Genomic DNA, 25,753 nt, shown 5'->3' on the forward strand with positions numbered 1-25,753 from the left:
GTCATACTCGGCAGACCTATTGCCCGGTTCTCGCCATGCGTTCACTGCTCCCCGTCACCCTGGTCCTGCTGCTCGCCGCCTGCGGCGATGGCGAATCGCTGCTCCCGCCGGACGCGCGCCTGCCTGACGGTGGGCGGTACCGGGGGCAGGTGGTCGATGGCCTGCTGCAAGGCGAGGGCCGGATCGACTACCCCAACGGCAGCTGGTACGCCGGTACCTTCAAGGACGGCCAATGGCACGGTCAGGGCGAATGGCACGGCCGCAACGGCGAGGTGTACCGCGGCCAGTTCGCCGCAGGGCTGTTCCAGGGGCTGGGCGAGCTGACTACCCCGGGTAGCCACTATGCCGGCACCTTCAGCCACGGCCGCCGCGACGGCGAAGGCACCCTCAAGCAAGCCGACCAGACCTACCGCGGCCAGTTCAAGGACGACCTGTACGAAGGCGCCGGCGAGCTGGAACTGGCCGACGGCAGCCGCTACCAGGGCCTGTTCGCCAAGGGCAAGCCCAACGGCGCTGGGGTGCGCAGCGATGCCAGCGGCAACCAGTTCAGCGGCCACTTCATCAATGGCCAGCTGGAAGGCAGCGGCACCTACGACAGCGTTGACGGCGAGCAGTACATCGGCGAGTTCAAGGACAACCGCCTGGAAGGCCGTGGCCGCTACGAAAATGCCGATGGTGATGTGTGGATCGGCGAATTCAAGGACGGCTCGCTGGTTGGCGAAGGCGAACTGCTGGGCAGCGATGGCAGCCACTACAAAGGCACCTTCGCCGACTGGCGCCTGTCGGGCCAGGGCAGCCTGCAACTGGCCGACGGCAGCAAGTACATCGGTGGCTTTCTCAACGATGCCTACCACGGCCAGGGCCGGCTGATCCTGGCCAACGGCAAGGTCGAAAGTGGCACCTGGAGCAACGGCGTGCGCGTACGGGACCAGAACGGCAAGCTGTTGCCCGACCCGCTGGACCTGACGCTGCTCAACCAGGGCCGTTTGCTGGATGAAGCGCTGGCCCGGGTACCGCGCTCGGCGCCACCAGTTCAGCTATACAGCCTGGTGGTGGCCGGCGATGGCCAGCAGAGCGTGTTCATGCGTGAAGCCGACTATGTCAGCAACATGCTCAAGGTGCGCTTTGGCGCCAGTGGCCAGGTGACCCTGGTCAACCACCGCGACCACATGACCACCCGAGCCATGGCCACACGCGAAAACCTGACCCGCGCCGCCCGTACCCTGGCCGAGCGCAGCGGCCCCGAAGACCTGGTGTTCATCTATCTCACCAGTCATGGCAGCCAGGACCATCAGCTGGTACTCGACCAACCGCGCCTGCAGTTGGCCGATCTGTCTGCCGACGAGCTGGCGAGCGCGCTGGCACCGCTGAAGAACCGCGACAAGGTGATTGTCATATCCGCCTGCTATTCAGGGGGCTACATCACGCCGCTCAAAGATGAGCGCACGCTGATCATGACCGCCGCCCGGGCCGACCGCGTGTCTTTCGGTTGCTCGGAAGAAGCCGATTTCACCTATTTCGGCGATGCCCTGTTCGCCGAAGCGCTGAACCAGACCGACGACCTGAAACAGGCGTTTGAACTGGCGCGCGCCAGCGTTGCCGAAAGAGAACAAAGGGAAGGTTTCGAGGCCTCCGAACCGCAGCTGTGGGCGCCGCCGAACGTGCTTGAGCACTGGCAGCACCTGCGCCGGCAACAGGCCGAAGAAGCATTGCGTAACGCCGCACAGGCCAACGTGGGGGAACAGGCGGAAACGCCACGCAGCCACTAAGCTTGTGTGTAACAAGGGAGAGACATCATGTATTTGACGCCTCAGCATGTCCTGCTTGCCGGTGCCACGGGTCTGACAGGTGAACACCTGCTCGACCGCCTGCTCAACGAGCCCACCATCACTCGCGTACTGGCGCCTACCCGCCGGCCATTGGCCGAGCACCCGCACCTGGAAAACCCGGTAGGCGACCCGGCTGTGTTCCTTCCACAACTGGGTGGGCGGGTCGATATCGCCTATTGCTGCCTGGGCACCACACTGAAGCAGGCCGGTTCCGAATCGGCCTTCCGCGCGGTGGACCTGGACATGGTGGTGGCGTTCAGCAAGCGTGCCCGGGAGTTGGGCGCGCGGCATCTGCTGGTGGTCAGTGCATTGGGCGCCGACCCGAAATCGTCGATTTTCTACAACCGGGTCAAGGGTGAGATGGAGGAGGCACTCAAGGCTCAGGATTGGCCGCAGCTGACCATCGTGCGGCCATCGTTGCTGCTGGGTGAGCGGGTCGAGCCTCGGCTTAGTGAACAGTTGGCTTCGCCGTTTGCCAAGCTGATACCCGGGAAGTATCGGGGGATCGAGGCTTGTACCTTGGCCCGGGCGCTGTGGCGGCTGGCGCTGGAGGAAGAGGACGGGGTGCGGATTGTGGAGTCGGATGAGTTGCGCAGGTTGGGCAAGAAGTAGGCTTCACTTGTGATGGCCTCTTCGCGGGCACGCCCGCTCCCACAGGTACAGTGATCACAAGAAGATTACACAGATCCTGTAGGAGCGGGTTTACCCGCGAAAGGGCCCTTACAGGCCACCAGTGGCCTGGAAGCCTACACCGGCTGCCGTGAGCAACGACAACGGCAGCAACAGAGTATCGAGCAACATGCTCCCCGGCAGGTCCAGCCCCGGATACGCTGGCGCCTCAGCCCCGTAACGATCCCGCGGGCAGCACCCGCCATTGATCACATACAAGTCCAACCGGGTACCGGCATACACCACCGGTGCCCCGGGTTTGTTGGCATCCAACGTGCGCACCGTGGCGCAGCCACCGAGCAGCACCAGCGCCAGCAAGCCCACCAGCGCTCGCTTCAATCATCCACCCCGAAGTGGTGCTCACCCCAGCGCGGCAACATGTCCTGGGGAATGTTCAGCAGGTTGAGAATGCGCGCCACCACGAAGTCGACCAGGTCGTCGATGGTCTGCGGCTGGTGATAAAAGCCCGGTGCCGCCGGCAGGATCACCGCGCCCATCTGCGACAGCTTGAGCATGTTCTCCAGGTGGATGGTGGAGAACGGCGCCTCGCGCGGCACCAGGATCAGTTGGCGACGCTCCTTGAGGGTAACGTCGGCAGCACGTTCGATCAGGTTGTTGCAGGCACCGGTGGCAATCGCCGACAACGTGCCGGTGGAACAGGGCACCACGACCATTGCCGCCGGGGCGCCGGAGCCCGAGGCTACCGGCGACATCCAGTCTTCCTTGCCATACACGCGGATCTGCCCGTCGGCAGCGCCGGTATATTCGGTGAGGAAGGCCTGCATCGCCTGTGGCTTGGCCGGCAGCACCACGTCCGTCTCGGTGGCCATCACCAGTTGCGCGGCCTTGGAGATCAGGAAGTGCACCTCGCGGTCCTCACGCACCAGGCAGTCGAGCAGGCGCAGGCCATACTGGGCACCAGAGGCGCCCGTCATGGCCAGGGTGATGCGTTCCGGCCCGCTCACTTCAGTGCCTCGGCCAGCTTGCCGTGCAGGCCGCCGAAGCCGCCGTTGCTCATGATCACTACATGGGTACCCGGGCGGGCCTGCCCCTTGACCCGTTCGATGATCGCTTCGAGGCTGTCGGCCACCACGCTGGGCACTTTGCATTGCGCGGCGGTGGCAGCCAGGTCCCAGCCAAGGTTGGCCGGGGCGTACCAGATCACCTGGTCGGCGTCGTTGACGCTTTCCGGCAGGCCGTCACGGTGGGCACCGAGCTTCATCGAGTTTGAGCGCGGCTCGATCACGGCGATCACCGGGGCTTCGCCAACGCGCTTGCGCAGGCCGTCTAGGGTGGTGGCGATGGCGGTCGGGTGGTGGGCGAAGTCATCGTAGATGGTCACGCCCTGCACTTCGGCAACCTTCTCCATGCGCCGCTTGACGCTCTTGAAGGCGCTCAGGCCTTCGATGCCCATGGCTGGCACCACGCCTACATGGCGCGCCGCTGCCAGGGTAGCCAGGGCGTTGGCGACGTTGTGCTGGCCAGTCAGCGCCCAGTCCACCACGCCCTGCGCTTCGCCGTCGAACAGCACTTCGAAGCGCGAGCCGTCGGGGCTGAGCAGACGGGCTTGCCACTGGCCACCTTCGCCGGTGGTCTGCACCGGGGTCCAGCAACCCATGCCGATCACTCGCTCCAGCGCCTGCTCGGTGGTGGGGTGGATGACAAGGCCTTCGCTGGGGATGGTGCGCACCAGGTGGTGGAACTGCCGCTCGATCGAGGCCAGGTCGGGGAAGATGTCCGCATGGTCGAACTCGAGGTTGTTGAGGATCGCCGTGCGCGGGTGGTAGTGGACGAACTTCGAGCGCTTGTCGAAGAAGGCGCTGTCGTACTCGTCGGCTTCGACCACGAAGAACGGCGTATCGCCAAGGCGCGCCGACACCGAGAAGTTCTGCGGCACACCGCCAATCAGGAAGCCCGGGCTCATGCCAGCGTGTTCCAGCACCCAGGCCAGCATGCTGCTGGTAGTGGTCTTGCCGTGGGTACCGGCAACGGCCAGCACCCAGCGGCCCTGCAACACGTGGTCGGCCAACCACTGCGGGCCGGAAACATAGGGCAGGCCCTTGTTCAGCACGTACTCCACCGCCGGGTTGCCACGCGACATGGCGTTGCCGATGACCACCAGATCTGGCGCCGGGTCCAGCTGGGCCGGGTCATAGCCTTGGGTCAGCTCGATGCCCTGGGCTTCAAGCTGGGTGCTCATCGGGGGATAGACGTTGGCGTCCGAGCCGGTGACGCGGTGGCCAAGTTCCTTGGCCAGCACCGCCAGCGAGCCCATGAAAGTGCCGCAAATACCGAGAATGTGAATATGCATGGTCGACCTCGCAAAACATCGAGGCAGGGTAGCCCAGGGCGCGACAAATCGCACCAGATGTTTCGCTCAGTCGGCCCTGGTGATGCCGTGTTTGCGCAGTTTTCGATACAAGGTATTGCGGCTGATGCCCAAGTGCTCGGCGACACGGGTGAGGTGCCAGTGTTTTGCCTCTAGCGTCTCCAACAATGCTTGCCGCTCCGCATCCTGTAGGAGCGGCCTTGTGTCGCGATCGGGCTGCGCAGCAGCCCCTGCAAATTGGTCGGCGCGGCTGGGCCCCTGGGGCCGCTCTGCGGCCCTTTCGCGACACAAGGCCGCTCCTACAGGGACGGTGCTGTTGCGAACAATGGCGGGGAGATCCGGGAACACGATGCGGGAGTCTTCGCAAAGTGCCACCAGGGTACGCAGCACGTTGCGCATCTGCCGCACGTTGCCCGGCCAGGCGAAGTCGAGCAGTGCCTGCCGCGCCCTGGGCTCGATATCGATCGGTTCTCCCTGCGCCTCCTGACGCAGCAGAAAGTCCAGCAACTGCGCCTTGTCACTGCGCTCGCGCACCGCAGGCAATGCCACTTCCAGGCCATTCAGCCGGTAATACAGGTCCTCGCGGAAACTGCCCTGCTCCACCCTCTCCAGCAGGTCACGGTGAGTAGCGCTGACAATGCGCACGTCGACCGCCTGCGGCTCGCCACCGATCGGCACCACCTGGCGCTCCTCCAGCACGCGCAGCAGGCGGGTTTGCAGGGCCAGTGGCATGTCGCCAATCTCGTCCAGCAGCAAGGTGCCGCCATCGGCCTGCAGCAGCTTGCCGCGCATGCCTTCCTTGCGTGCACCGGTAAAGCTGCCGCCGCGATAGCCGAACAGTTCGCTCTCGATCAGGCTTTCCGGGATCGAGGCGCAGTTGATGGCGACGAACGGCTTGCCGCGCCGCTCGCTGGCCTGGTGCACGGCCTGGGCAAAAGCCTCCTTGCCACAGCCGGTCTCGCCGCGCAGCAACAGCGGCACATCGCGCTCGAACACCCGCACGCTGCGACGGAAGTCGTTCTGCAAGGCGGGGTCGAGCAGGCAGATAAGCGGCTCCACTTCCCGCGTGGGCCGCGGCTGGGCGGCTGGTACCGACCACACCGGTGCGCGCGCCTGGCCACGCAGGCTGGCGAACACCTGGCGCCCGTCCAGGGTATGCAGCGGCCAGGCCGTGCTGCCGCTGGGCGTGGCGCGGCTGAACAGTTCGTCGTGGCTGCAAGCGAAAAAGCGTTCCAGCGGTTTGCCCAGCACGCCACCACGCACCGTGCCCAGCAGGTTCAGCGCACTCTGGTTGGCGGCGCAGATGCGCCCGTCACCGTCGAACGCCAGCAGGCCTTCGCTGAACAGGCCGACCGACTCGGCCTGCAGGTGAAAACGCAGCAGCCATTGCTGTTCGAAATGGCGCAGGAAGTAGCAGCTTTCGATCATCTTCGCCGACAGGTTGACCAAAGCCATGGTGTGGAACTGGCTCTGCCGGGAAACGTCGGGCCGCGCCGAAGACACATCCAGCACTGCAAGCAACTCGCCATGCGGGTCGAACACCGGGCTGGCCGAGCAGGTCAGGCCGGTGTGGCGGCCACGGAAGTGCTCGTTCTGGTGGATGGTCAGCGCCTGGCGCTCGACCAGGCAGGTGCCGATGCCGTTGGTGCCCTCGCGCGCCTCGCTCCAGTCAGCGCCCAGCCACAGCCCGGCACGCTCGAAGCTGCGCCGCTCGGTCGGCGCGCTGACGCAATTGAGGATCACCCCACGGGCATCGGTCAGCAGCACCGCATGGCCGGCCCCGGAAAGCTGCTGGTGCAGGCTGTTCATTTCATGGTCGGCAATCTGCAGCACCTGGCGCAGGCGCTCGCGGCTTTCCAGCAGGCGCCCATGCTCGAGCACCACCGGGGCCTCGATCACCGACGGGTCGAGGTGGTAGTCCTCCAGGCAGCGCAGCCAGGAGCGGGCGATGGACGGGTCACTTCCACCCTCTCCGGCCCCACCATGGGCGACGGTATGGACTTGCTGGGCATGGCGACTGAAATGATTGCTCTGCATTGTTGTAGTTCTCCGCAGATAGAGAGTCCCGCCAGCATCCTCCACCCGGCAAGGCTTTGCAATGCACCCTCCGGTTACGTGTCGCAAATGGCACAAAGTGTCACCCCCGCGCGTACCGGCGCTGGCACAGAGATCGTGGGCCAGGCCCAAAGAACCGAGCCAAGTCATTGATTTTCCTGGCGCTCGAAACGCTGGCCCAACCTTTGCTCTACGCTTTCCAACTCCCTAACAAACACAATAGCCAGGAGACACACCATGCGTTACGCACATCCCGGTACCGAAGGCGCGAAGGTTTCCTTCAAGAGCCGCTACGGCAACTACATCGGTGGTGAGTTCGTTCCTCCGGTAAAGGGGCAGTACTTCGAAAATACCTCCCCGGTGAATGGCAAGCTGATCGCTGAATTCCCTCGCTCCACTGCCGAAGACATCGATAAAGCCCTGGATGCAGCCCACGCTGCGGCCGACGCCTGGGGCCGCACTTCAGTGCAGGACCGCTCCAACGTTCTGCTGAAGATCGCCGACCGTATCGAGCAGAACCTCGAACTGCTGGCCATTACCGAAACCTGGGACAACGGCAAGCCGATCCGCGAAACCCTCAATGCCGACATTCCGCTGGCGGTCGACCACTTCCGCTACTTCGCTGGCTGCATCCGCGCCCAGGAAGGCGGCGCCGCGGAAATCAACGAAGGCACCGTGGCCTACCACATCCATGAGCCACTGGGCGTGGTCGGGCAGATCATCCCGTGGAACTTCCCGATCCTGATGGCCGCCTGGAAGCTCGCCCCGGCACTGGCCGCCGGCAACTGCGTGGTGCTCAAGCCAGCCGAACAGACCCCGCTGGGCATCACCGTGCTGCTGGAAGTGATCGGTGACCTGCTGCCACCTGGTGTGCTCAACGTGGTGCAAGGCTATGGCCGCGAAGCCGGTGAAGCACTGGCCACCAGCAAGCGCATCGCCAAGATCGCCTTCACCGGCTCGACCCCGGTGGGCTCGCACATCATGAAATGCGCCGCCGAGAACATCATCCCGTCCACCGTCGAACTGGGCGGCAAGTCGCCGAACGTGTATTTCGAAGACATCATGCAAGCCGAGCCAAGCTTCATCGAGAAGGCGGCCGAAGGCATGGTGCTGGCGTTCTTCAACCAGGGCGAGGTATGCACCTGCCCGTCACGGGCACTGGTGCAGGAGTCGATCTACCCGCAGTTCATGGAAGTGGTGATGAAGAAGGTGCTGCAGATCAAGCGCGGCGACCCGCTGGACACTGACACCATGGTCGGAGCGCAGGCCTCGCAACAGCAGTTCGAGAAGATCCTGTCGTACCTGGATATCGCCCAGAAGGAAGGCGCCGAGTTGCTGACCGGCGGCAAGGTCGAAAAACTGGAGGGCTCGCTGGCCACCGGTTACTACATCCAGCCGACCCTGCTCAAGGGCAACAACAAGATGCGCGTGTTCCAGGAAGAAATCTTCGGCCCGGTGGTCAGCGTCACCACCTTCAAGGACGAAGCCGAAGCCCTGGCGATCGCCAACGACACCGAGTTCGGCCTGGGTGCCGGCGTGTGGACCCGCGACATCAACCGTGCCTACCGCATGGGCCGTGGGATCAAGGCTGGCCGCGTGTGGACTAACTGCTACCACCTGTACCCGGCGCATGCCGCGTTCGGTGGCTACAAGAAGTCGGGGGTCGGGCGTGAGACGCACAAGATGATGCTTGACCACTATCAGCAGACCAAGAACCTGCTGGTGAGCTACGACATCAATCCGTTGGGCTTCTTCTAAACCTGGGATGGCCTCGGGGCTGCTTTGCAGCCCATCGCCGGCAAGCCAGCTCCCACAGGGATCGCAGGGGATTCCAGACCTGTGCAGTACCTGTGGGAGCCGGCTTGCCGGCGATGAGGCCGGACCTGCAAACACAATATCCAGAGCACCAACCGCTCTGGCTCGCTTCCTGCAGTACCCATCACCATCGGCCCGGAACCCGTCCGGCCACCAAGAAAAACAACAGGTGAATCTATGCCAAGCGATCATTCCGCCGGCTCGCCGGCAGGCTCTTCCGTCGACTTCGAAAAAGTCGGCTCGGACTATTTCCAGCAACGTGAACTGAAAAAAGGTGCCGCCGGCTGGGTCCTGCTGGTCGGCCTGGGCGTGGCCTACGTCATCTCCGGCGACTATGCCGGCTGGAACTTCGGCCTGGCCCAAGGCGGCTGGGGCGGCATGTTCCTCGCCACCCTGCTGATGGCCACCATGTACCTGTGCATGTGCTTCTCGCTGGCCGAGCTGTCGTCGATGATCCCCACCGCAGGCGGCGGCTACGGCTTTGCCCGCAGCGCCTTCGGCCCCTGGGGCGGCTTCCTCACCGGCACGGCAATCCTCATCGAGTACGCTATCGCCCCCGCCGCCATCGCCGTGTTCATCGGCGCCTACTGCCAGTCACTGTTCGGCATCGGCGGCTGGATGATCTACCTGGCGTTCTACATCGTGTTCATCGGCATCCACATCTTTGGCGTGGGTGAGGCGTTGAAGCTGATGTTCATCATCACCGCCATCGCAGCCATCGCTCTGGCCGTGTTCCTGGTGAGCATGGTGCCCCATTTTGATGCAGCCAACCTGTTCGACATCGCCAAAACGGACGCTGTGGGCGCCAGCAGCTTCCTGCCGTTCGGCTATGTCGGCGTGTGGGCGGCCATCCCCTATGCCATCTGGTTCTTCCTTGCCGTAGAGGGCGTGCCGCTGGCTGCCGAAGAAACCAAGAACCCCAAGCGTGACCTGCCACGCGGCCTGATCGGCGCCATGCTGGTGTTGCTGGCCTTCGCCCTGCTGATCCTGGTGGTCGGCCCTGGCGGCGCAGGCTCCGAAGCACTGAAAGCGTCCGGCAACCCGCTGGTGGAAGCATTGTCCAAAGCCTACGGCGGTAGCACCTGGATGGGCGGCTTCGTCAACCTGATCGGCCTGGCCGGGCTGATCGCCAGCTTCTTCTCGATCATCTACGCCTACTCCCGGCAGATCTTCGCCCTGTCCCGCGCCGGCTACCTGCCGCGCAAGCTGTCGGAAACCAACAAGAGCAAGGCCCCGGTACTGGCCTTGATCATCCCCGGGATCATCGGCTTTGCCCTGTCGCTGACCGGCCAGGGTGACCTGCTGATCCTGGTGGCGGTGTTCGGCGCTACCCTGTCGTACGTGCTGATGATGGCCGCGCACATCACCCTGCGCATCCGTCGGCCGAAGATGGAGCGCCCATACCGCACCCCTGGTGGCATCTTCACCTCGGGCCTGGCACTGGTACTGGCCTGCATCGCTGTGGTCGCCGGTTTCCTGGTAGACCCACGGGTGGTGATTGGCGCCGCAGTGATCTATGCGGTATTAATTGCCTACTTTGCTTTCTACAGCCGCCACCACCTGGTCGCGGGTACACCGGAAGAGGAATTCGCCGCGATCCAGAAGGCCGAAGAGGCCTTGCACTGATCGCCGCCACCCGCCGCGGGGCAACCCGCGGCTCTGGAGAGTCTGTATGGCAAGTTTCGTACACACGGTCGGCCACCTGGTCTACCGCTTCGACAGCCTCAAGGAAGTGATGGCCAAGGCCAGCCCCGCCCGCTCGGGGGACTACCTGGCGGGCGTCGCGGCCAGCAATGATGGCGAACGGGTCGCCGCGCAGATGGCCCTGGCCAATATCCCGCTGACGCATTTCCTCAACGAAGCGCTGATCCCTTACGAAGATGATGAAGTCACGCGCCTGATCATCGACACTCACGACGCCCAGGCCTTCGCCCCGGTCAGCCACCTGACCGTGGGTGGCCTGCGCGACTGGCTGCTGAGCGAAGAGGCCAACGAGGACAGCCTGCGCAGCCTGGCACCCGGGCTGACGCCGGAAATGGCCGCAGCGGTGTCGAAGATCATGCGCGTGCAGGACCTGGTGCTGGTGGCACAGAAGATCCGCGTGGTCACCCGGTTCCGTGGCACCATGGGCCTGCGCGGGCGCCTGTCGACCCGGCTGCAGCCCAACCACCCGACCGACGAGCCGGCCGGCATCGCCGCCAGCATTCTCGACGGCCTGCTGTACGGCAACGGCGACGCCATGATCGGCATCAACCCGGCCACCGACAGCATCGCCTCGATCTGCGCCCTGCTGGAGATGCTCGACGCCATCATCCAGCGCTACGACATCCCCACCCAGGCCTGCGTGCTGACCCACGTCACCACCTCGATCGAGGCGATCAACCGTGGCGTGCCACTGGACCTGGTGTTCCAATCCATTGCCGGCACCGAGGCGGCCAACGCCGGGTTCGGCATCAACCTGAACGTGCTGCAGGAAGGCTACGAAGCGGGCCTTTCGCTGAAACGCGGCACCCTCGGGCAGAACCTGATGTACTTCGAAACCGGCCAGGGCAGCGCGCTGTCAGCCAACGCCCACCACGGCGTCGACCAGCAGACCTGTGAAACCCGCGCCTATGCCGTGGCCCGCCACTTCAAGCCGTTCCTGGTCAACACCGTGGTCGGTTTCATCGGCCCGGAGTACCTGTACAACGGCAAGCAGATCATCCGCGCCGGCCTCGAAGACCACTTCTGCGGCAAGCTGCTGGGAGTGCCAATGGGTTGCGACATCTGCTACACCAACCACGCCGAAGCCGACCAGGACGACATGGACACCCTGCTGACCCTGCTGGGCGTGGCCGGGATCAACTTCATCATGGGTATCCCAGGCTCCGACGACATCATGCTCAACTACCAGACCACCTCGTTCCATGACGCGCTGTACGCGCGCCAGACCCTGGGCCTGAAGCCCGGGCCGGAATTCGAGGCATGGCTGGCCCGCACCGGCATCTTCACCCAGGCCGATGGCCGGGTGCGCTTTGGTGACAACCTGCCGCCGGCCTTCCGCCAGGCCTTGGCACAGCTTGCATAGGGATGACCATGGACCACCGCACGCCTACCCCCGAAAACCCCTGGCTGGCCCTGCGCAACCTGACCCCGGCGCGCATCGCCCTGGGCCGCACCGGCACCAGCCTGCCTACAGGTGCACAACTGGACTTCCAGTTCGCCCACGCCCAGGCACGCGATGCCGTGCACCTGGCCTTCGACCATGCCGGCCTGGCTACCCAGCTGAGTGACCGCGGGCGCGAAAGCCTGGTGCTGCACAGCGCCGCCAGCGACCGCAACCAGTACCTGCAACGCCCGGACCTGGGGCGACGGCTGAACGAAGATTCGGTTGCCGCGCTGCGCCAGCATGCCCAGGCCAACCCCGGCGGGGTCGACCTGGCCATCGTCGTCGCTGACGGCCTCTCGGCACTGGCCGTGCACCGCCACACCCTGCCGTTCCTGGCGCGCTTCGAGGAACAGGCCGCCGCCGACGGCTGGACCAGCGCCCCGGTGGTGCTGGTGCAGCAGGGCCGCGTGGCAGTGGCCGACGAGGTTGGTGAGCTGCTGGGCGCACGGATGACGGTGATGCTGATCGGCGAACGCCCGGGGCTCAGCTCGCCCGACAGCCTTGGCCTGTACTTCACCTATGCGCCAAAGGTCGGCCTGACCGACGCCTACCGCAACTGCATTTCCAACATCCGCCTGGAGGGCCTGAGTTATGGCATGGCGGCGCACCGCTTGCTGTACTTGATGCGCGAAGCCTGCCGGCGCCAGCTTTCCGGGGTGAATCTGAAGGACGAGGCCGAGGTCCATAGCCTGGAGAGCGAAAACAGCACCGGCCAGAAAGGTAACTTCCTGCTCGGCAAAGGATAAAAAACATGTCACGGAAGGCGGATTGCACTTGCGCCAAGCATTGGGCAGCATGCCTTTGAAAGCTGCTGGCAATCCGCTGTTTCCCCTAATGGACTCTGAGGGCCGCACATGCGCATCATCAAGGCAACCCTGGAACACCTCGATCTGCTTACGCCGATGTTCGTCAAATACCGCGAGTTCTATGGGCAGCTACCCTACCCCGACAGTTCGCGCAGCTTCCTGGAAAAGCGCCTGAAGCGGGATGAGTCGGTGATCTACCTGGCGCTACCCGATGATGATGACGGCAAGCTGCTGGGCTTCTGCCAGCTGTACCCGAGCTACTCGTCGCTGTCGCTGAAGCGGGTATGGATTCTCAACGATATCTACGTGGCCGAGGACTCGCGGCGCATGCTGGTGGCCGACCACCTGATGCGTGAGGCGAAGAAAATGGCCAAGGAAACCAACGCCGTGCGCATGCGGGTGTCAACCAGCGCGGACAATGAGGTAGCGCACAAGACTTACGAATCCATCGGGTTTCGTGAGGATAACGAGTTCAAGAGCTATATCCTGCCGATCAGCCAGGATTGACCTGCACCGGCCCTTTCGCGGGCTCGCCCGCTCCCACAGGTACAGCACAGCCTTAGGAAGCAGTGATATCTCTTTGGGAGCGGGCATGCCCGCGAAAGGGCCGGTACAGGAATACCCCCTGCCGTAACCCCCCGCTACAAACTCCCCGGGCATGATCCTGACTTAGCCGTATAATGGCCCACCTGTCGTGTGTGAAAATTTACCCATCCGCAGGTAACCGAGCCTACGCCCAAGAACACAGGTGCTGTACATGGATTTCAACCCGCTGGACCTTATCCTGCATCTCGATGCCTACCTCGATCTGCTGGTCACCAACTACGGTCCCTGGATCTACGCCATCCTCTTCACCGTGATCTTCTGTGAAACCGGGCTGGTGGTCATGCCCTTCCTGCCTGGCGATTCGCTGCTGTTCATTGCCGGCGCCGTGGCCGCCGGTGGCGGCATGGACCCGTTGCTGCTGGCCGGCCTGCTGATGGCCGCCGCGATCCTCGGCGACAGCACCAACTATGTGATCGGCCGCACGACGGGCGAGCGGTTGTTCAACAACCCCAACTCGAAGATCTTCCGTCGCGACTACCTGCAGCGTACCCACGACTTCTATGAACGCCACGGCGGCAAGACCGTGACCATGGCGCGCTTCCTGCCCATCCTGCGCACCTTTGCGCCGTTCGTCGCCGGCATCGCCCACATGCACTACCCGCGCTTCCTCGGTTTCAGCGTCGCCGGTTCGCTACTGTGGGTCGGCGGCCTGGTGACACTGGGCTACTTCTTCGGCAACGTGCCATTCATCAAACAGCACCTGTCGCTGATGGTGGTGGGCATCATCATCCTGTCGCTGGTACCGATGATCCTCGGCCTGCTGCGTGGCCGTCTGGGCCGCACGGCCAAAGCGCACTGAAACTTGCCGATGTGGTCGTTCAGCGCCTGGCGGCGCAAGCGCACCCTGGCGCGCTATCCCATCACCCCCCAGCAATGGCAGGCCGTGCGCGAGCGCCTGCCAATGCTGGACGGCATCACTGACGAAGAGGATCGCTGGCTGCGTGAAGCCTGCATCCTGTTCCTGCTCGACAAGCACCTCACCTGCCTGCCCGGCGTCGAGCCGGATGACGAGCAGCGCCTGTTGCTGGCGGCCCAGGCGCAATTGCCGCTGCTGCACCTGGGCGAGCTGAACTGGTACCAGGGTTTCCACGAAATCATCCTCTACCCCGACGACTTCAAGAGCCCCCAGCGCCACCGCGATGCCAGTGGCGTGGAGCACGTGTGGGACGGTGAGCACAGCGGCGAAGCCTGGCAGCAGGGCCCGATCATCCTCGCCTGGAGCGGCGTGCTGGCCAGTGGTGGCTGGGAGGCCTACAACCTGGTCATCCATGAACTGGCGCACAAGCTCGACATGCTCAATGGTGATGCCAACGGCCTGCCGCCGCTGCACAGCGGCATGCCCGTGGATGAATGGGCAACCGCCATGCAACAGGCCTATGACGACCTCAACCGCCAGCTGGACGCCAACCCCGACGCCGAAACCGCCATCGATCCATATGCCGCAGAGAACCCCGCAGAGTTCTTTGCCGTAACCAGCGAGTACTTCTTTAGTGCTCCCGACCTGCTGCAACAGGCTTATCCACAGGTCTACCGCCAGTTGTCGCTGTTCTACCGCCAGGACCCGCTGGCGCGCCTGTGCCGGCTGCAGGCCGAACACCCGGAATACCGCGAAAGCCACGCCTGACGGGGCCGCACATCAGGCCAGGCGTGGCATGCCCATGCAGAATGTGCCTATAATCGCCGCCACTTTTTTGGTCAAACACGGGGGCACTGCCCAATGAGCTACAGCAAGATTCCGGCGGGCAAAGACCTGCCGAACGACATCTACGTCGCCATCGAGATCCCGGCCAACCACGCGCCGATCAAATACGAGATCGACAAGGACAGCGATACCCTGTTCGTCGACCGTTTCATGGCTACCCCGATGTTCTACCCAGCCAACTACGGCTTCATCCCGAACACCCTGGCCGATGACGGTGATCCGCTGGACGTGCTGGTCGTTACCCCTTACCCGGTAGCCCCAGGTTCGGTTATCCGCGCCCGTCCGGTCGGCGTGCTGAACATGACCGACGACGGCGGCGGCGACGCCAAGGTCATCGCTGTTCCTCACGACAAGCTGTCGCAGCTGTACGTCGACGTGAAGGAATACACCGACCTGCCAGCCCTGCTGATCCAGCAGATCGAGCACTTCTTTGCCAACTACAAAGATCTCGAGAAGGGCAAGTGGGTCAAGATCGAAGGCTGGGAAGGCGCTGACGCCGCCCGCGCCGCGATCACCAAATCGGTTGCTGCCTACAAGGGCTGATGCCGGTTGCATGAAGAACCCCGCCTCGGCGGGGTTTTTTATGGCCATTCGTCAACACCTGCGTTCGCGGCCCTCTTGTTGAATGACCTGCCTTCGCGGTCGGTTGTAGGAGCGGCCTTGTGTCGCGATCGGGCGCGAAGCGGCCGTAAAATCAGCAAATGCGGTCTCTCAGGTACATCGTGCGGGATGGTTTGGGGCCGCGTCGCGCCCCGTCGCGACACAAGGCCGCTCCTACAGCTACCGCGCCAACGCCTGATGCGGTAATAAATCCTACGCAGTCCTACTCCAACGCCCTACAAACAGGCGCTTTTCACACAAGCTCCATCAACATCCGGTTCATATCCTTGCTGGCACCCCGCCGCTACACTCGCCGCCATGAACACATCCGGTGACAGACTCAAAGCCCTCCTCCACGAATGTGGCCTGACCCCTTCTGATTTCGCCGCCCAGCGCAGCGTCACGCCCCAGCACGTCAACAACTGGCTCAAGCGCGGCGTGCCCCTGGCCCGGCTGGACGAAATGGCGGACCTGTTCTGCGTGCATCGTCGCTGGTTGCGCACGGGCGAAGGCCCCAAACACCACAACCCGATCCTGCGCACCTGCCCACCGGGGCCGGCGCCCGCCAACCCGCCCACGCCGCTATCGGCGCAAGGCGGCCGTACATTGAAGGTGCCCTTTTACGAGCTGCACAACGGCCTGCTGTCGCCCGTGGCCGGCAAACACCTGTGCCTGCCCGCAAAAGCCCTGAAAGGGTTGGGAGTGCATGCCGACGACGCCATCTGCCTGGCCATGCCCGCCAGCAACATGACCCCGCTGATTCCGCTGCAAGCTACCCTGGCCATCGACCTGGGCATGACCCAGGTGGTCGAGGGCGAAACCTATGCCCTGCTGCACAACGGCGTGCTCAGGGTTAACAACCTCAGCCTCGGCCAGCACGGCACGCTGTACCTGCACAGCCATGATCGGCGCAACTATGCGGTCGAACGCTACACCGCCGCCCAGCGCCAGACACAAGGGCTGAAGATACTGGGCTGGGTGTTCCACTGGTCGCATTTCCGCCAGCAACGGCCCGACTGAAACAACCTGTGCCATTTTTTGCTGGGCATCCTGCGCGCGCCCTTGTATGCTACGCCGCACATTCAGCCCCGACCGGCGCAAGCCGCGGTCCAGAGGGCTCGGCGATATCCCACACGGGCATCTGCCATCTCTTTCGGCCCCTTGATGGCCACACAGTTAAGGCGATTGCGGCTTACCATAAATTAGTCGGAAGCGTCCCCGAGAAGCCGGCCACAAGCCGGCTTTTTAATGCCCGCCATTCTCATCCTCTGAACTTTCTGCAGCCTTCCCATGGCCGGGGAATCGCCGTTGCGTGAGCGAAAAAAATCTCATTCGCCATTTTTATGACACTATACTAACGCTCATCCGAAAATCGTCGGATAAATGACGTTTCGCGTGGAGCTTTCACCCTCCTGATCTAGGCTCAAGCCATATGGGAGGAGGTGTAGTCCATGCGCAAATTATTGATTGGCTCGTCGATCCTGGCTTGTCTCGTGGTGTTGGGCGGCTGGTTGAGCCGCCCGCAGCCGTTGCCGGTCAGGCTGCTGGAAGTTGAGCGGGGGCCGGTTGAGACGGTGGTGGCCAACACGCGCGCGGGTACGCTGAAGTCCTGTCGACGCTCGCACCTGTCCTTCAATGTCGGCGGCCAGGTTGCCGAGTTGCTGGTCAGCGAGGGCCAGCGGGTCCAGCCGGGTCAGGTGCTCATGCGCCTGCGGCAGGACGAGCAACAGGCCAGGCTGCAGGAAGCCGAGGCGCGGCTGGAGGCCCAGCGCAACACCCGCGAACAGCGCTGCCAGCAAGCTCTCCTGGACCGACGCGACCTTGATCGCCTGGGCCAGCTGGCCGACCGCAAGTTGATTGCCGCCGATCGCCTCGATCAGGCGGCAACCAAGGCCAACCTGGCGAAGCTGATGTGCAGTGCCAGTGCCGTGTTGATACGCGAGGCCGACGCCAGCCTGCAGTTGCAGCGCTCACTGCTGGAACAGACGACTCTGCGCGCGCCATTCGCCGGCATCGTCGCAGAAATCAACGGCGAACTCGGCGAGTTCGTCACCCCTTCGCCGCCAGGTATTCCCACGCCGCCAGCAGTCGACCTGATCGACGACAGCTGCCTGTATGTAGAGGCACCGATCGATGAGGTGGACGCTGCCCGGGTTCACCCAGGAACCGCCGTACGGATCAGCCTGGATGCCTTCCGTGGTCAGCATTTCACCGGCCGCGTCAGCCGCATCGCGCCCTATGTGCGCGAACTGGAGAAGCAGGCGCGCACCGTCGATGTCGAGGTGCGCTTCGACCAGCCGCCGGCAGACCTGGCCCTGCTCACCGGTTATAGCGCCGATGTCGAGATCCTCCTGGAGCAGCACACGGGTGCCTTGCGCATCCCCACCGAGACCCTGCTGGAGGGGCAGCGCGTGCTGCGATATGACCCGAGCGCCCGGGTGTTGCGCGAGGTGCAGGTGCAAACCGGGCTGAGCAACTGGCGCTGGACCGAGGTGCTTGCAGGGCTGGACGAGGACGCACGCATAGTCGCCAGCCACGAGCAGGAAGGGCTCAAGGATACCGTGGCGGTGATCCCTGTGGATGCCGCGGAGACCGAGAAATGATCCGCCTGCGCGGCGGTAGCCGCAGCTTCCAGTTGGGCGAGCAGCAGGTGATGGGGCTGGATGGCCTGGACCTGGACATCGCCGCCGGTGACTACATGGCGGTGATGGGCCCGTCAGGCTCGGGCAAGTCGACCCTGCTGAACATCCTCGGCCTGCTCGACGCGCCGAGCGCCGGCGAATACTGGCTGCAGGGCGAGGCCACGGCGTCGCTGAGCGAGGCGCGCCGCGCCCAGTTGCGCAGCCGACTGATAGGTTTCGTGTTCCAGTCCTACCACCTGATCGCACGGCTGACGGTGCTGGAAAACATCGAGCTGCCGATGGTCCTCGCCGGCATTGGTGCGGCACAACGGCGCAAGCGCAGCAGCCAATTGGTGGCACGCCTGGGGCTGGGCGAGCGCATTGCCCACCGCCCGGCCGAGCTGTCCGGTGGCCAGCGCCAGCGCGTCGCGATCGCCCGGGCGATGGTCATGCAACCGGCGCTGCTGTTGGCCGACGAACCCACCGGCAATCTCGATAGCCAGGCCGGCGCAGAGGTCTTCAGCCTGCTGGAGGAGCTCAACGGCGAGGGCCTGACCCTGATAGTGGTGACCCACGATGCCAGCCTGGGCGCCCGTGCACAGCGCCAGCTGCACATGCGTGACGGGCGGATCCACAGTATTGCGCCGCAGTGGGCGCGGGCCTGATGCGCGCTGCCGATGCCCTGGGCTTCTGGCTAGGTGCCTTGCGTGGGCATCGCTCACGCAGCCTGATGCTACTGCTGGCCATCGCTATCGGGGTGGTCGCGGTCAATCTGCTCACCGGTCTTGGCGCGGGGGCGCGGGCCTTCGTCCTGAACGAGTTCTCGCTGCTCGGGCGCGACATACTCATCGTTTTCCCGGGGCGCAAGGAAACCACCGGGCGAATGCCGCCGCTCACCGGGCTGACGCCACACGAGTTGACCTTGCAGGATGTCCAGGCCATCACCCGGTTGCCGGGCATCCGCCGGGTCGCGCCGCAGCAGGCCGGGCAGATGGAGGTAATAGTCGGCAACCGCAATCGTGAGGTGCTGACGCTGGGCACCACCCGGGACTTCTTCGCCATTCGCCAACTGACGGTCGTACAAGGCCAGCCCCTACCGACGCTGGACCCTGAGCAGGCTGAAGCCGTCTGCGTGATCGGCGGCAAACTCCGGCGCGAACTGTTCGGGGCTCGCCCGGCCCTGGGTGAATGGTTGCGCGCCGGCGACCGGCGCTTCCGGGTGGTCGGCATTCTCGGTGAGCGGGGCGAATCGTTGGGGATGGATTTCGCCGAGATGTTGATCATCCCGGTGGCCAGTGCACAGGCCTTGTTCAATAGCGAGGGGTTGTCGCGGGTGTTTGTCGAGGTGCATGGTCCGAGCTTTCTCGACCGTAGCAAGCAGCTGATACTCGCCGCGCTCAAGGAGCGTCACGAGGGTGAGGAGGACGTTACCCTGGTCAGCCAGGACAGCCTGCTCAGCGCCTTCGACCAGATACTCGCGGTGCTGACCCTGGCGGTGGCTGGCATTGCCGCGATCAGCCTGCTGGTGGCAGGCATCCTGATCATGAACGTGACCTGGATTGCAGTGAGCCAGCGCAGCGCCGAGATCGGCCTGCTCAAAGCCATAGGCGTGACGGCGGCGCAGCTGCGCCTGCTGTTCCTCGGCGAGGCAGCGCTGTTGGCCCTGACAGGGGCACTGGCAGGGCTGCTGCTGGCCGAAACCTTGCTCTGGCTGGGGCGCCTGGCGTTCGATCTGCCGCTCTATGCCCCCTGGTGGGCGCGGGCTGGAGCAGTGCTGCTGGCACTTGGCACGGCGCTGCTGTTCGCCTGGCTGCCGGCCGCTCGGGCCTCGGCGCTGGAGCCGGTGGCGGCGCTACGCCCGCCGGGGGCGCACTGATGCGCTGGCAAGATGGTTTCCGGCTGACCAGCTCGGCGCTGACCTGCCGCCCGCTGCGCAGCCTGCTGACCCTGCTCGGGGTAGCGATCGGCATAGCCGCCGTGGCGCTGCTCACGGCCATCGGCGAGGGCGTGCGCGGCTATGTGCTGGAGAACTTCTCGCAGTTCGGTACTCGGATCATCACCGTGCGCCCGGGCAAGACCCAGACCAGCGGCCTCGGCGGCCTGCTCGGCAGCGTACGGCCACTGACCATCAGTGACACCGATGCCCTGCGGCGCTTGCCGCATGTCGAGGCAGCTGTGCCGATCATTCAGGGTAGCGGGGATGTCCAGTTCGGCCAGCTGAGCCGGCGCAGCGACATTCTCGGTAGTGGCCATCAATTGGCACAGGCCTGGCGCATGCAGCTGAGCCTGGGCGAGTTCCTGCCCGCGGCCCGTGACGGTCGTTCGCCGCCCTATGTGGTGCTCGGCCATCAGCTGCGTGCCGAGCTGTTCGGTGCGCGCAATCCGCTGGGCGAGTTGATTCGCGTCGGCGGCGTGCGTTTCCGGGTGATCGGCGTGATGGAAAAGAAGGGCCAGTTGCTCGGTTTCAACCTCGACGATATCGCCTACATCCTGGTGGATTGGGCGCAAAGCCTGTTCAACCGCACCGGGGTGGTCAAAGCCCATGTAGTGTTCGGCGCAGGCACCACTTCAAAGGCGTTGAGCCGGCAGATTCGCGAGGTGCTTGGCGAACGGCACGGCGCGGAGGACTTCAGCCTGACCACCCAGGATGACATGCTGCGCAGCTTCAACCGCGTGCTCGGCACCCTGAGCCTGGCCATCGGTGCCTTGGGGGGTATTTCGCTGTTGGTTGGCGCGGTCGGCATTCTCACCATCATGACGACCGCTGTGGGCGAGCGCACGGCGGAAATCGGCCTGTTGCGGGCGATTGGCGCCAGCCCGCGGCAGGTGCTCGGGCTGTTTCTCGCCGAAGCGACGCTGCTGTCCATGGCCGGTGGCTTGCTTGGCCTGCTGTTGATGGGCCTGCTGCTCGGGCTACTGCACCTGGCCATGCCGAGCCTGCCCTTGGCGCTGCATCCGCTGTTTCTGCTACTGGCGCTGCTGCTGGCGGCGGTGCTCGGCATTCTCGCCGGCCTGGCTCCGGCCGTGCGGGCGGCCCGCTTGCATCCGGTGGCGGCGCTGCGCATCGAGTAGCGGCCAGGCCAAAGAGCCCCTTGATGGGGCTGCTTTGCAGCCCTTCGCGGGCACGCCCGCTCCCACAGGTCCCGCGCATGTCCTGGCTACAGCGCCATCCCTGTGGGAGCGGGCGTGCCCGCGAAGGGCCGCAAGGCGGCCCCAGATTCTGCATGCCATGCGCTTCGTCAGTCATACCCACCGCAAGCTGACAGAAAAGTAATCTGAAGCTCAGCCAGCTGACAGCGCAGGTCCGCTAGCGTGAAGGAAGATTGTGGGGCTTCTCGACCCACGGGCTGGGGCGTTCAACCGCCTGAACACCAGCAACTTTTCGACTGACTGGACGCAACGGCATGCAAAGCAAAACCACCAGACGCTCCTTCGTCAAAGGCCTTGCCGCTACCGGACTGCTTGGCGGGCTGGGCATGTGGCGCACGCCGGTCTGGGCCGTGACCAGCCCCGGCCAACCGAATGTGCTGAGCGGCACCGACTTCGACCTCTACATCGGTGAGCTGCCGGTCAACATTACCGGCGCTGCGCGCACAGCGATGGCCATCAACGGCTCCATTCCCGGGCCCATCCTGCGCTGGCGCGAAGGCGATACCGTGACGCTGCGTGTGCGCAACCGCTTGCAGCAGGACACCTCCATCCACTGGCACGGCATCATCCTGCCGGCGAACATGGACGGCGTGCCGGGCCTGAGCTTCCATGGCATCGCCCCCGACGGCATGTATGAGTACAAGTTCAAGGTCCAGCAGAACGGCACCTACTGGTACCACAGCCACTCCGGTTTCCAGGAGCAGGTCGGGGTGTATGGCGCCCTGGTCATCGACGCGAAAGAGCCTGAGCCGTTCACCTATGACCGGGACTACGTGGTCATGCTCAGCGACTGGACGGATGAAGACCCTGCACGGGTGCTGTCCAAGCTCAAGAAGCAGTCCGACTACTACAACTACCACAAGCGCACGGTGGGCGATTTCGTCAACGATGTGAGCGAAATGGGCTGGTCCGCCGCGGTAGCCGACCGCAAGATGTGGGCCGAGATGAAAATGAGCCCCACCGATCTCGCTGACGTGAGCGGCTACACCTACACCTACCTGATGAACGGCCAGGCCCCCGACGGTAACTGGACGGGCGTGTTCAAGCCGGGCGAAAAAATCCGCCTGCGCTTCATCAATGGCTCGGCCATGACGTATTTCGATGTGCGAATTCCCGGCTTGAAGATGACGGTTGTCGCGGCGGACGGGCAGCATGTAAAGCCCGTTTCGGTCGACGAGTTCCGCATTGCCGTTGCCGAAACCTACGATGTCATCGTCGAACCCGAAAGCGAGCAGGCTTACACCATTTTCGCCCAATCCATGGACCGTACCGGGTATTCCAGGGGCACCCTGGCGGTTCGCGAGGGCTTGCAGGCCCCTGTTCCCGCTGTCGATCCACGGCCGACCATTTCCATGAGCGATATGGGCATGGACCATGGCGGTATGGGCGGCATGGATCACGGCAGCATGGCCGGCATGGACCACGATGACATGGCAGGCATGGACCACGGCAGCATGGCCGGCATGGACCATGGCGAAATGGCTGGCACCAGCGCGCCCATGCAGAGCCACCCAGAGTCCGAGACCAACAACCCCCTGGTCGACATGCAAACGATGACCCCGACGCCAAAACTGGGCGATCCGGGCATCGGCCTGCGTGACAACGGCCGCCGTGTGCTGACCTATGCCGACCTGCGCAGCACCTTCCCGGACCCGGACGGCCGCGCGCCTGGTCGCACAATAGAGTTGCACCTAACCGGCCACATGGAAAAGTTCGCCTGGTCCTTCGACGGCATCAAGTTTTCCGATGCCGAGCCACTGCGCCTCAAGTATGGTGAGCGCCTGCGCATCACCCTGGTCAACGACACCATGATGACTCACCCCATCCACCTGCATGGCATGTGGAGCGACCTGGAGGATGAGAACGGCAACTTCATGGTGCGCAAACACACGATCGACATGCCGCCTGGCTCAAAACGAAGCTATCGCGTCACGGCAGATGCCTTGGGGCGTTGGGCCTATCACTGTCACCTGCTGTTCCACATGGAAATGGGCATGTTCCGCGAAGTCCGCGTGGACGAATGAACTGGAGATCCGAGATGAGCAAACCAATGAAACGAAGCGCGTTTTTTCTCTCTGCTGCGATAGCCGGCCTGTTTGCAGTTTATGCCCCATCATCCTGGTCCGACGGCAACGATCAGCAGTCTGCCGATGCCAAGGAAGCCAGGAGTGCCCAAGGCATGGACCATGGCGCCATGAAAGGGATGGATCACAGCTCGATGAAAGGTATGAACCATGACGCCATGAAGGGTATGGACCATGGTTCGATGCAGGGCATGGACCACGGCAAGATGATGGAATCCCATGGCAGTAACAAAGCCAAGGCAGGGAAAGATGCTCAATAGCCTGGCACGACCATCGCTGCTGGCACTGACCGTTACGCTGGGGGCGCTGGGTGCTGCGCCCAGCTTCGCCGCTGAAGAAATGGACCATTCGATGATGGACCACGGCGAGATGGATCATGGCAGCATGCAGGGCATGGACCATGGCGCGATGAATCATGGAGCTATGAATCATGAGGCTATGGACCATTCGACAATGAACCAAGGCTCGGCGGATACACCGACAACAAGCCGTACCCCGATCCCGGTGCTGACCGATGCCGACCGCCAGGCAGCCTTCCCCCCATTGGGTGGGCATCAGATGCACGACAGTGCTATCAACAGCTTCTTCCTGCTGGATCAGCTCGAGTACCAGGATGCGGATGAAGGCAGCACGCTGGCCTGGGATGCTTCTGGCTGGGTAGGCGGCGATATCAACCGGCTGTGGATCCGCTCCGAAGGTGAACGCACCAACGGTGTCACCGAGGATGCCGAATTGCAGCTGCTGTACGGCCGCTCGATCAGCCCATGGTGGGATGTGGTTGCCGGGGTGCGCCAGGACTTCAAGCCTGAATCCCCCCAGACCTGGGCGGCGTTCGGTATCCAGGGCATGGCGCTTTACGACTTCGAAGCCGAAGCCACCGCGTTCATTGGCGAGAACGGCCAGACTGCCGCGCGCCTGGAAGGCGACTACGACATTCTGCTGACCAACCGCCTGATCCTGCAGCCGACCGCTGAAGCCAATTTCTATGGCAAGAACGACCCTGGGCGCGGTGTGGGTTCCGGCCTGGCAAATACCGAAGTCGGGCTGCGCCTGCGCTATGAAATTGTCCGCCAGTTCGCCCCCTACATCGGCATCACCTGGAGCCGCTCCTACGGCAAAACCGCCGATTTCGTCCGCGACGACGGTGGTGATGTGGATGAAGCGCGTTTCGTGGCCGGTATCCGCATGTGGTTTTGAGAACCAGACATGAAAAGAACAATAACAACGCTTGTTGCAGCAGGCGCGGTGGCCAGCGTGGCCGTGCTGGGTGCTGCGTACTCTGGCCTGGTCAATGTGGGGGCCGATGATCCCCATTTCCCCGCCGTGCATGCCTTTCTGGCCATGGCACGGGACCGCTCGATCGCAGTACGGGCCAGGGACATCGAGGTGCCAGACCTGAAAGATGAAGCGCTGATTCGTACCGGCGCCGGTAACTACAATGCCATGTGCATCGGCTGCCACCTTGCCCCTGGCGTCGAGAAGACCGAGCTCAGCCAGGCTCTGTATCCATCACCCCCCAACCTGACCAAAAGCGGGATCGGTAGCGACCCCGCTGCGGCGTTCTGGATCATCAAGCACGGCATCAAGGCCTCCGGCATGCCGGCCTGGGGCAAGAGCATGGGCGATGAATACATCTGGGGCATCGTCGCCTTCCTGGATCAGCTACCCCAGTTGAACGCCCAGCAGTACAAAACGATGGTCGCGGCCAGTGGCGGCCACCAGCATGGTGGTGGCGAAAGTGAAATGCACAACCATGAAGGCCAGCACCGCGGCAACGTGCCTGGCCACCATGGTGAGCAGGCCTCGGGCGCAAGCCAGCATGATGAGGGGCATTCAAAGGCCCATACTCATCGCGATGGCAAGCAGCACATGCATAAAGACTGAAGGCAGGTTACGCAGCACGCGATCCGCCGGGTCCAGCGGGCCAGCAGGTGTATACCGACAGGTTTGCAGCGCCTATGAGACCGAGCGCCGCGCGGGCGGCGCTCGGTCTCATAGGCGCTGAAATTGCTAAGGCGAACACCTTGCGGCCTTCACACAACCTGAAGGCAAACGCTCACTGCCCCATGCCCAGCTCGGCATCATCCATCAGCGCCTTGGCCATCGCACTCAGGTAGTGCGCAGCCCAGATCATCATCGGCTTCTCATCCATCAGGCCGGTGATGGTCAGTTCGCGGACATAGCCCATCAACTCTGAGGACTGCTCGCGGGCATCGCGGCAGGGGATGCCGGGCTCGATGCGGAACAGTGGATGGGTGCCGTGTTCGCCTTGGTAGAAGGTGGTTTTGCCGACGGTGAACTGGGTGTCTTCTGTGGTCATTGTTGAATCCCCCTGAAAT

Annotated in this window: 24 protein-coding genes; 19 read left to right on the forward strand and 5 right to left on the reverse strand. The window is 63.9% G+C overall.

The window, feature by feature from the left end; all coding sequences use genetic code 11:
- Positions 1-35: 35 nt before the first annotated feature.
- The gene (locus tag IMX18_RS21540; protein ID WP_043936054.1) at positions 36-1,769 is read left to right on the forward strand and encodes a C13 family peptidase; all 1,734 of its coding nucleotides are present in this window, start codon (positions 36-38) and stop codon (positions 1,767-1,769) included.
- A gap of 27 nt (positions 1,770-1,796) precedes the next feature.
- A complete protein-coding gene (locus tag IMX18_RS21545; RefSeq protein WP_015268805.1) occupies positions 1,797-2,441 on the forward strand; it encodes an oxidoreductase in 645 nt (214 codons plus the stop codon).
- A gap of 108 nt (positions 2,442-2,549) precedes the next feature.
- Here the strand turns inward: IMX18_RS21545 and IMX18_RS21550 are convergent, their stop codons facing one another.
- From IMX18_RS21550 to IMX18_RS21565, 4 genes are all read right to left on the reverse strand, one after another.
- Complete coding sequence (locus IMX18_RS21550) at positions 2,550-2,837, reverse strand: YceK/YidQ family lipoprotein (protein WP_015268804.1); 288 nt, start codon at positions 2,835-2,837, stop codon at positions 2,550-2,552.
- Complete coding sequence (ubiX, locus tag IMX18_RS21555) at positions 2,834-3,463, reverse strand: flavin prenyltransferase UbiX (protein WP_013970698.1); 630 nt, start codon at positions 3,461-3,463, stop codon at positions 2,834-2,836. The genes IMX18_RS21550 and ubiX overlap by 4 nt, the downstream gene beginning before the upstream one ends.
- Entirely contained in the window at positions 3,460-4,809 is a 1,350-nt protein-coding gene (mpl, locus tag IMX18_RS21560; RefSeq protein ID WP_015268803.1) for a UDP-N-acetylmuramate:L-alanyl-gamma-D-glutamyl-meso-diaminopimelate ligase, read from the reverse strand. Before mpl ends, ubiX begins: the two co-directional genes overlap by 4 nt.
- Before the next feature lie 66 nt (positions 4,810-4,875).
- Entirely contained in the window at positions 4,876-6,864 is a 1,989-nt protein-coding gene (locus IMX18_RS21565) for a sigma-54-dependent Fis family transcriptional regulator (protein WP_085721430.1), read from the reverse strand.
- Between the two features lie 255 nt (positions 6,865-7,119).
- On the opposite strand from IMX18_RS21565, the gene exaC reads away from it, so the two are divergent.
- From exaC to IMX18_RS21650, 17 genes are all read left to right on the forward strand, one after another.
- Positions 7,120-8,640: an acetaldehyde dehydrogenase ExaC gene (exaC, locus tag IMX18_RS21570; RefSeq protein ID WP_012270312.1), complete on the forward strand. Its 1,521-nt coding sequence runs from the start codon at positions 7,120-7,122 to the stop codon at positions 8,638-8,640.
- Positions 8,641-8,874: 234 nt separating this feature from the next.
- The gene (gene eat / locus IMX18_RS21575; protein WP_015268800.1) at positions 8,875-10,323 is read left to right on the forward strand and encodes an ethanolamine permease; all 1,449 of its coding nucleotides are present in this window, start codon (positions 8,875-8,877) and stop codon (positions 10,321-10,323) included.
- Positions 10,324-10,369: 46 nt separating this feature from the next.
- Positions 10,370-11,764: an ethanolamine ammonia-lyase subunit EutB gene (locus IMX18_RS21580; protein ID WP_013970694.1), complete on the forward strand. Its 1,395-nt coding sequence runs from the start codon at positions 10,370-10,372 to the stop codon at positions 11,762-11,764.
- A gap of 8 nt (positions 11,765-11,772) precedes the next feature.
- A complete protein-coding gene (gene eutC, locus IMX18_RS21585; RefSeq protein WP_015268799.1) occupies positions 11,773-12,591 on the forward strand; it encodes an ethanolamine ammonia-lyase subunit EutC in 819 nt (272 codons plus the stop codon).
- A 108-nt stretch (positions 12,592-12,699) separates the two neighbouring features.
- The gene (locus IMX18_RS21590) at positions 12,700-13,158 is read left to right on the forward strand and encodes a GNAT family N-acetyltransferase (protein WP_003257044.1); all 459 of its coding nucleotides are present in this window, start codon (positions 12,700-12,702) and stop codon (positions 13,156-13,158) included.
- A gap of 250 nt (positions 13,159-13,408) precedes the next feature.
- On the forward strand, positions 13,409-14,056 hold the full coding sequence (locus tag IMX18_RS21595) for a DedA family protein (protein WP_015268798.1): 648 nt from the start codon (positions 13,409-13,411) through the stop codon (positions 14,054-14,056).
- Between the two features lie 9 nt (positions 14,057-14,065).
- Positions 14,066-14,881, forward strand: coding sequence for a M90 family metallopeptidase (locus IMX18_RS21600; protein WP_013970691.1), 816 nt, complete (start codon positions 14,066-14,068; stop codon positions 14,879-14,881).
- 93 nt (positions 14,882-14,974) lie between these two features.
- On the forward strand, positions 14,975-15,502 hold the full coding sequence (gene ppa / locus IMX18_RS21605; protein ID WP_003255365.1) for an inorganic diphosphatase: 528 nt from the start codon (positions 14,975-14,977) through the stop codon (positions 15,500-15,502).
- Positions 15,503-15,877: 375 nt separating this feature from the next.
- Positions 15,878-16,579: an XRE family transcriptional regulator gene (locus IMX18_RS21610; protein WP_015268796.1), complete on the forward strand. Its 702-nt coding sequence runs from the start codon at positions 15,878-15,880 to the stop codon at positions 16,577-16,579.
- A 431-nt stretch (positions 16,580-17,010) separates the two neighbouring features.
- Entirely contained in the window at positions 17,011-18,162 is a 1,152-nt protein-coding gene (locus tag IMX18_RS21615) for an efflux RND transporter periplasmic adaptor subunit (protein WP_015268795.1), read from the forward strand.
- The gene (locus IMX18_RS21620) at positions 18,159-18,845 is read left to right on the forward strand and encodes an ABC transporter ATP-binding protein (RefSeq protein WP_015268794.1); all 687 of its coding nucleotides are present in this window, start codon (positions 18,159-18,161) and stop codon (positions 18,843-18,845) included. Before IMX18_RS21615 ends, IMX18_RS21620 begins: the two co-directional genes overlap by 4 nt.
- On the forward strand, positions 18,845-20,056 hold the full coding sequence (locus IMX18_RS21625; RefSeq protein WP_043936052.1) for an ABC transporter permease: 1,212 nt from the start codon (positions 18,845-18,847) through the stop codon (positions 20,054-20,056). The genes IMX18_RS21620 and IMX18_RS21625 overlap by 1 nt, the downstream gene beginning before the upstream one ends.
- Positions 20,056-21,252, forward strand: coding sequence for an ABC transporter permease (locus IMX18_RS21630; RefSeq protein WP_217190802.1), 1,197 nt, complete (start codon positions 20,056-20,058; stop codon positions 21,250-21,252). The genes IMX18_RS21625 and IMX18_RS21630 overlap by 1 nt, the downstream gene beginning before the upstream one ends.
- 332 nt (positions 21,253-21,584) lie before the next feature.
- Complete coding sequence (locus IMX18_RS21635) at positions 21,585-23,354, forward strand: copper resistance system multicopper oxidase (RefSeq protein ID WP_015268791.1); 1,770 nt, start codon at positions 21,585-21,587, stop codon at positions 23,352-23,354.
- 14 nt (positions 23,355-23,368) lie between these two features.
- Entirely contained in the window at positions 23,369-23,674 is a 306-nt protein-coding gene (locus IMX18_RS21640) for a hypothetical protein (RefSeq protein ID WP_015268790.1), read from the forward strand.
- The gene (locus tag IMX18_RS21645) at positions 23,664-24,611 is read left to right on the forward strand and encodes a copper resistance protein B (protein WP_015268789.1); all 948 of its coding nucleotides are present in this window, start codon (positions 23,664-23,666) and stop codon (positions 24,609-24,611) included. The genes IMX18_RS21640 and IMX18_RS21645 overlap by 11 nt, the downstream gene beginning before the upstream one ends.
- A gap of 9 nt (positions 24,612-24,620) precedes the next feature.
- Positions 24,621-25,298 carry a c-type cytochrome gene (locus IMX18_RS21650; protein ID WP_043935276.1) on the forward strand — a complete coding sequence of 226 codons (678 nt, stop codon included), beginning with the start codon at positions 24,621-24,623 and terminating at the stop codon, positions 25,296-25,298.
- 172 nt (positions 25,299-25,470) lie between these two features.
- Here the strand turns inward: IMX18_RS21650 and IMX18_RS21655 are convergent, their stop codons facing one another.
- On the reverse strand, positions 25,471-25,734 hold the full coding sequence (locus IMX18_RS21655) for a DUF3077 domain-containing protein (RefSeq protein WP_015268787.1): 264 nt from the start codon (positions 25,732-25,734) through the stop codon (positions 25,471-25,473).
- Positions 25,735-25,753 lie beyond the last annotated feature (19 nt).

It is taken from the genome of Pseudomonas shirazica (assembly GCF_015168335.1).
Classification (GTDB): domain Bacteria; phylum Pseudomonadota; class Gammaproteobacteria; order Pseudomonadales; family Pseudomonadaceae; genus Aquipseudomonas; species Aquipseudomonas asiatica.

What these genes read in the sequence shown, in the direction of transcription:
- IMX18_RS21650 (WP_043935276.1), top strand. Translation starts at nt 24,621, where the DNA reads ATGAAAAGAACAATAACAACGCTTGTTGCAGCAGGCGCGGTGGCCAGC.
- IMX18_RS21590 (WP_003257044.1), top strand. Translation starts at nt 12,700, where the DNA reads ATGCGCATCATCAAGGCAACCCTGGAACACCTCGATCTGCTTACGCCG.
- IMX18_RS21580 (WP_013970694.1), top strand. Translation starts at nt 10,370, where the DNA reads ATGGCAAGTTTCGTACACACGGTCGGCCACCTGGTCTACCGCTTCGAC.
- IMX18_RS21640 (WP_015268790.1), top strand. Translation starts at nt 23,369, where the DNA reads ATGAGCAAACCAATGAAACGAAGCGCGTTTTTTCTCTCTGCTGCGATA.
- IMX18_RS21630 (WP_217190802.1), top strand. Translation starts at nt 20,056, where the DNA reads ATGCGCTGGCAAGATGGTTTCCGGCTGACCAGCTCGGCGCTGACCTGC.
- exaC (WP_012270312.1), top strand. Translation starts at nt 7,120, where the DNA reads ATGCGTTACGCACATCCCGGTACCGAAGGCGCGAAGGTTTCCTTCAAG.
- IMX18_RS21635 (WP_015268791.1), top strand. Translation starts at nt 21,585, where the DNA reads ATGCAAAGCAAAACCACCAGACGCTCCTTCGTCAAAGGCCTTGCCGCT.
- IMX18_RS21565 (WP_085721430.1), bottom strand. Translation starts at nt 6,864, where the DNA reads ATGCAGAGCAATCATTTCAGTCGCCATGCCCAGCAAGTCCATACCGTC.
- ppa (WP_003255365.1), top strand. Translation starts at nt 14,975, where the DNA reads ATGAGCTACAGCAAGATTCCGGCGGGCAAAGACCTGCCGAACGACATC.
- IMX18_RS21595 (WP_015268798.1), top strand. Translation starts at nt 13,409, where the DNA reads ATGGATTTCAACCCGCTGGACCTTATCCTGCATCTCGATGCCTACCTC.
- IMX18_RS21655 (WP_015268787.1), bottom strand. Translation starts at nt 25,734, where the DNA reads ATGACCACAGAAGACACCCAGTTCACCGTCGGCAAAACCACCTTCTAC.
- eutC (WP_015268799.1), top strand. Translation starts at nt 11,773, where the DNA reads ATGGACCACCGCACGCCTACCCCCGAAAACCCCTGGCTGGCCCTGCGC.
- IMX18_RS21625 (WP_043936052.1), top strand. Translation starts at nt 18,845, where the DNA reads ATGCGCGCTGCCGATGCCCTGGGCTTCTGGCTAGGTGCCTTGCGTGGG.
- IMX18_RS21545 (WP_015268805.1), top strand. Translation starts at nt 1,797, where the DNA reads ATGTATTTGACGCCTCAGCATGTCCTGCTTGCCGGTGCCACGGGTCTG.
- IMX18_RS21620 (WP_015268794.1), top strand. Translation starts at nt 18,159, where the DNA reads ATGATCCGCCTGCGCGGCGGTAGCCGCAGCTTCCAGTTGGGCGAGCAG.
- mpl (WP_015268803.1), bottom strand. Translation starts at nt 4,809, where the DNA reads ATGCATATTCACATTCTCGGTATTTGCGGCACTTTCATGGGCTCGCTG.
- IMX18_RS21610 (WP_015268796.1), top strand. Translation starts at nt 15,878, where the DNA reads ATGAACACATCCGGTGACAGACTCAAAGCCCTCCTCCACGAATGTGGC.
- IMX18_RS21615 (WP_015268795.1), top strand. Translation starts at nt 17,011, where the DNA reads ATGCGCAAATTATTGATTGGCTCGTCGATCCTGGCTTGTCTCGTGGTG.
- IMX18_RS21600 (WP_013970691.1), top strand. Translation starts at nt 14,066, where the DNA reads ATGTGGTCGTTCAGCGCCTGGCGGCGCAAGCGCACCCTGGCGCGCTAT.
- IMX18_RS21540 (WP_043936054.1), top strand. Translation starts at nt 36, where the DNA reads ATGCGTTCACTGCTCCCCGTCACCCTGGTCCTGCTGCTCGCCGCCTGC.
- IMX18_RS21645 (WP_015268789.1), top strand. Translation starts at nt 23,664, where the DNA reads ATGCTCAATAGCCTGGCACGACCATCGCTGCTGGCACTGACCGTTACG.
- eat (WP_015268800.1), top strand. Translation starts at nt 8,875, where the DNA reads ATGCCAAGCGATCATTCCGCCGGCTCGCCGGCAGGCTCTTCCGTCGAC.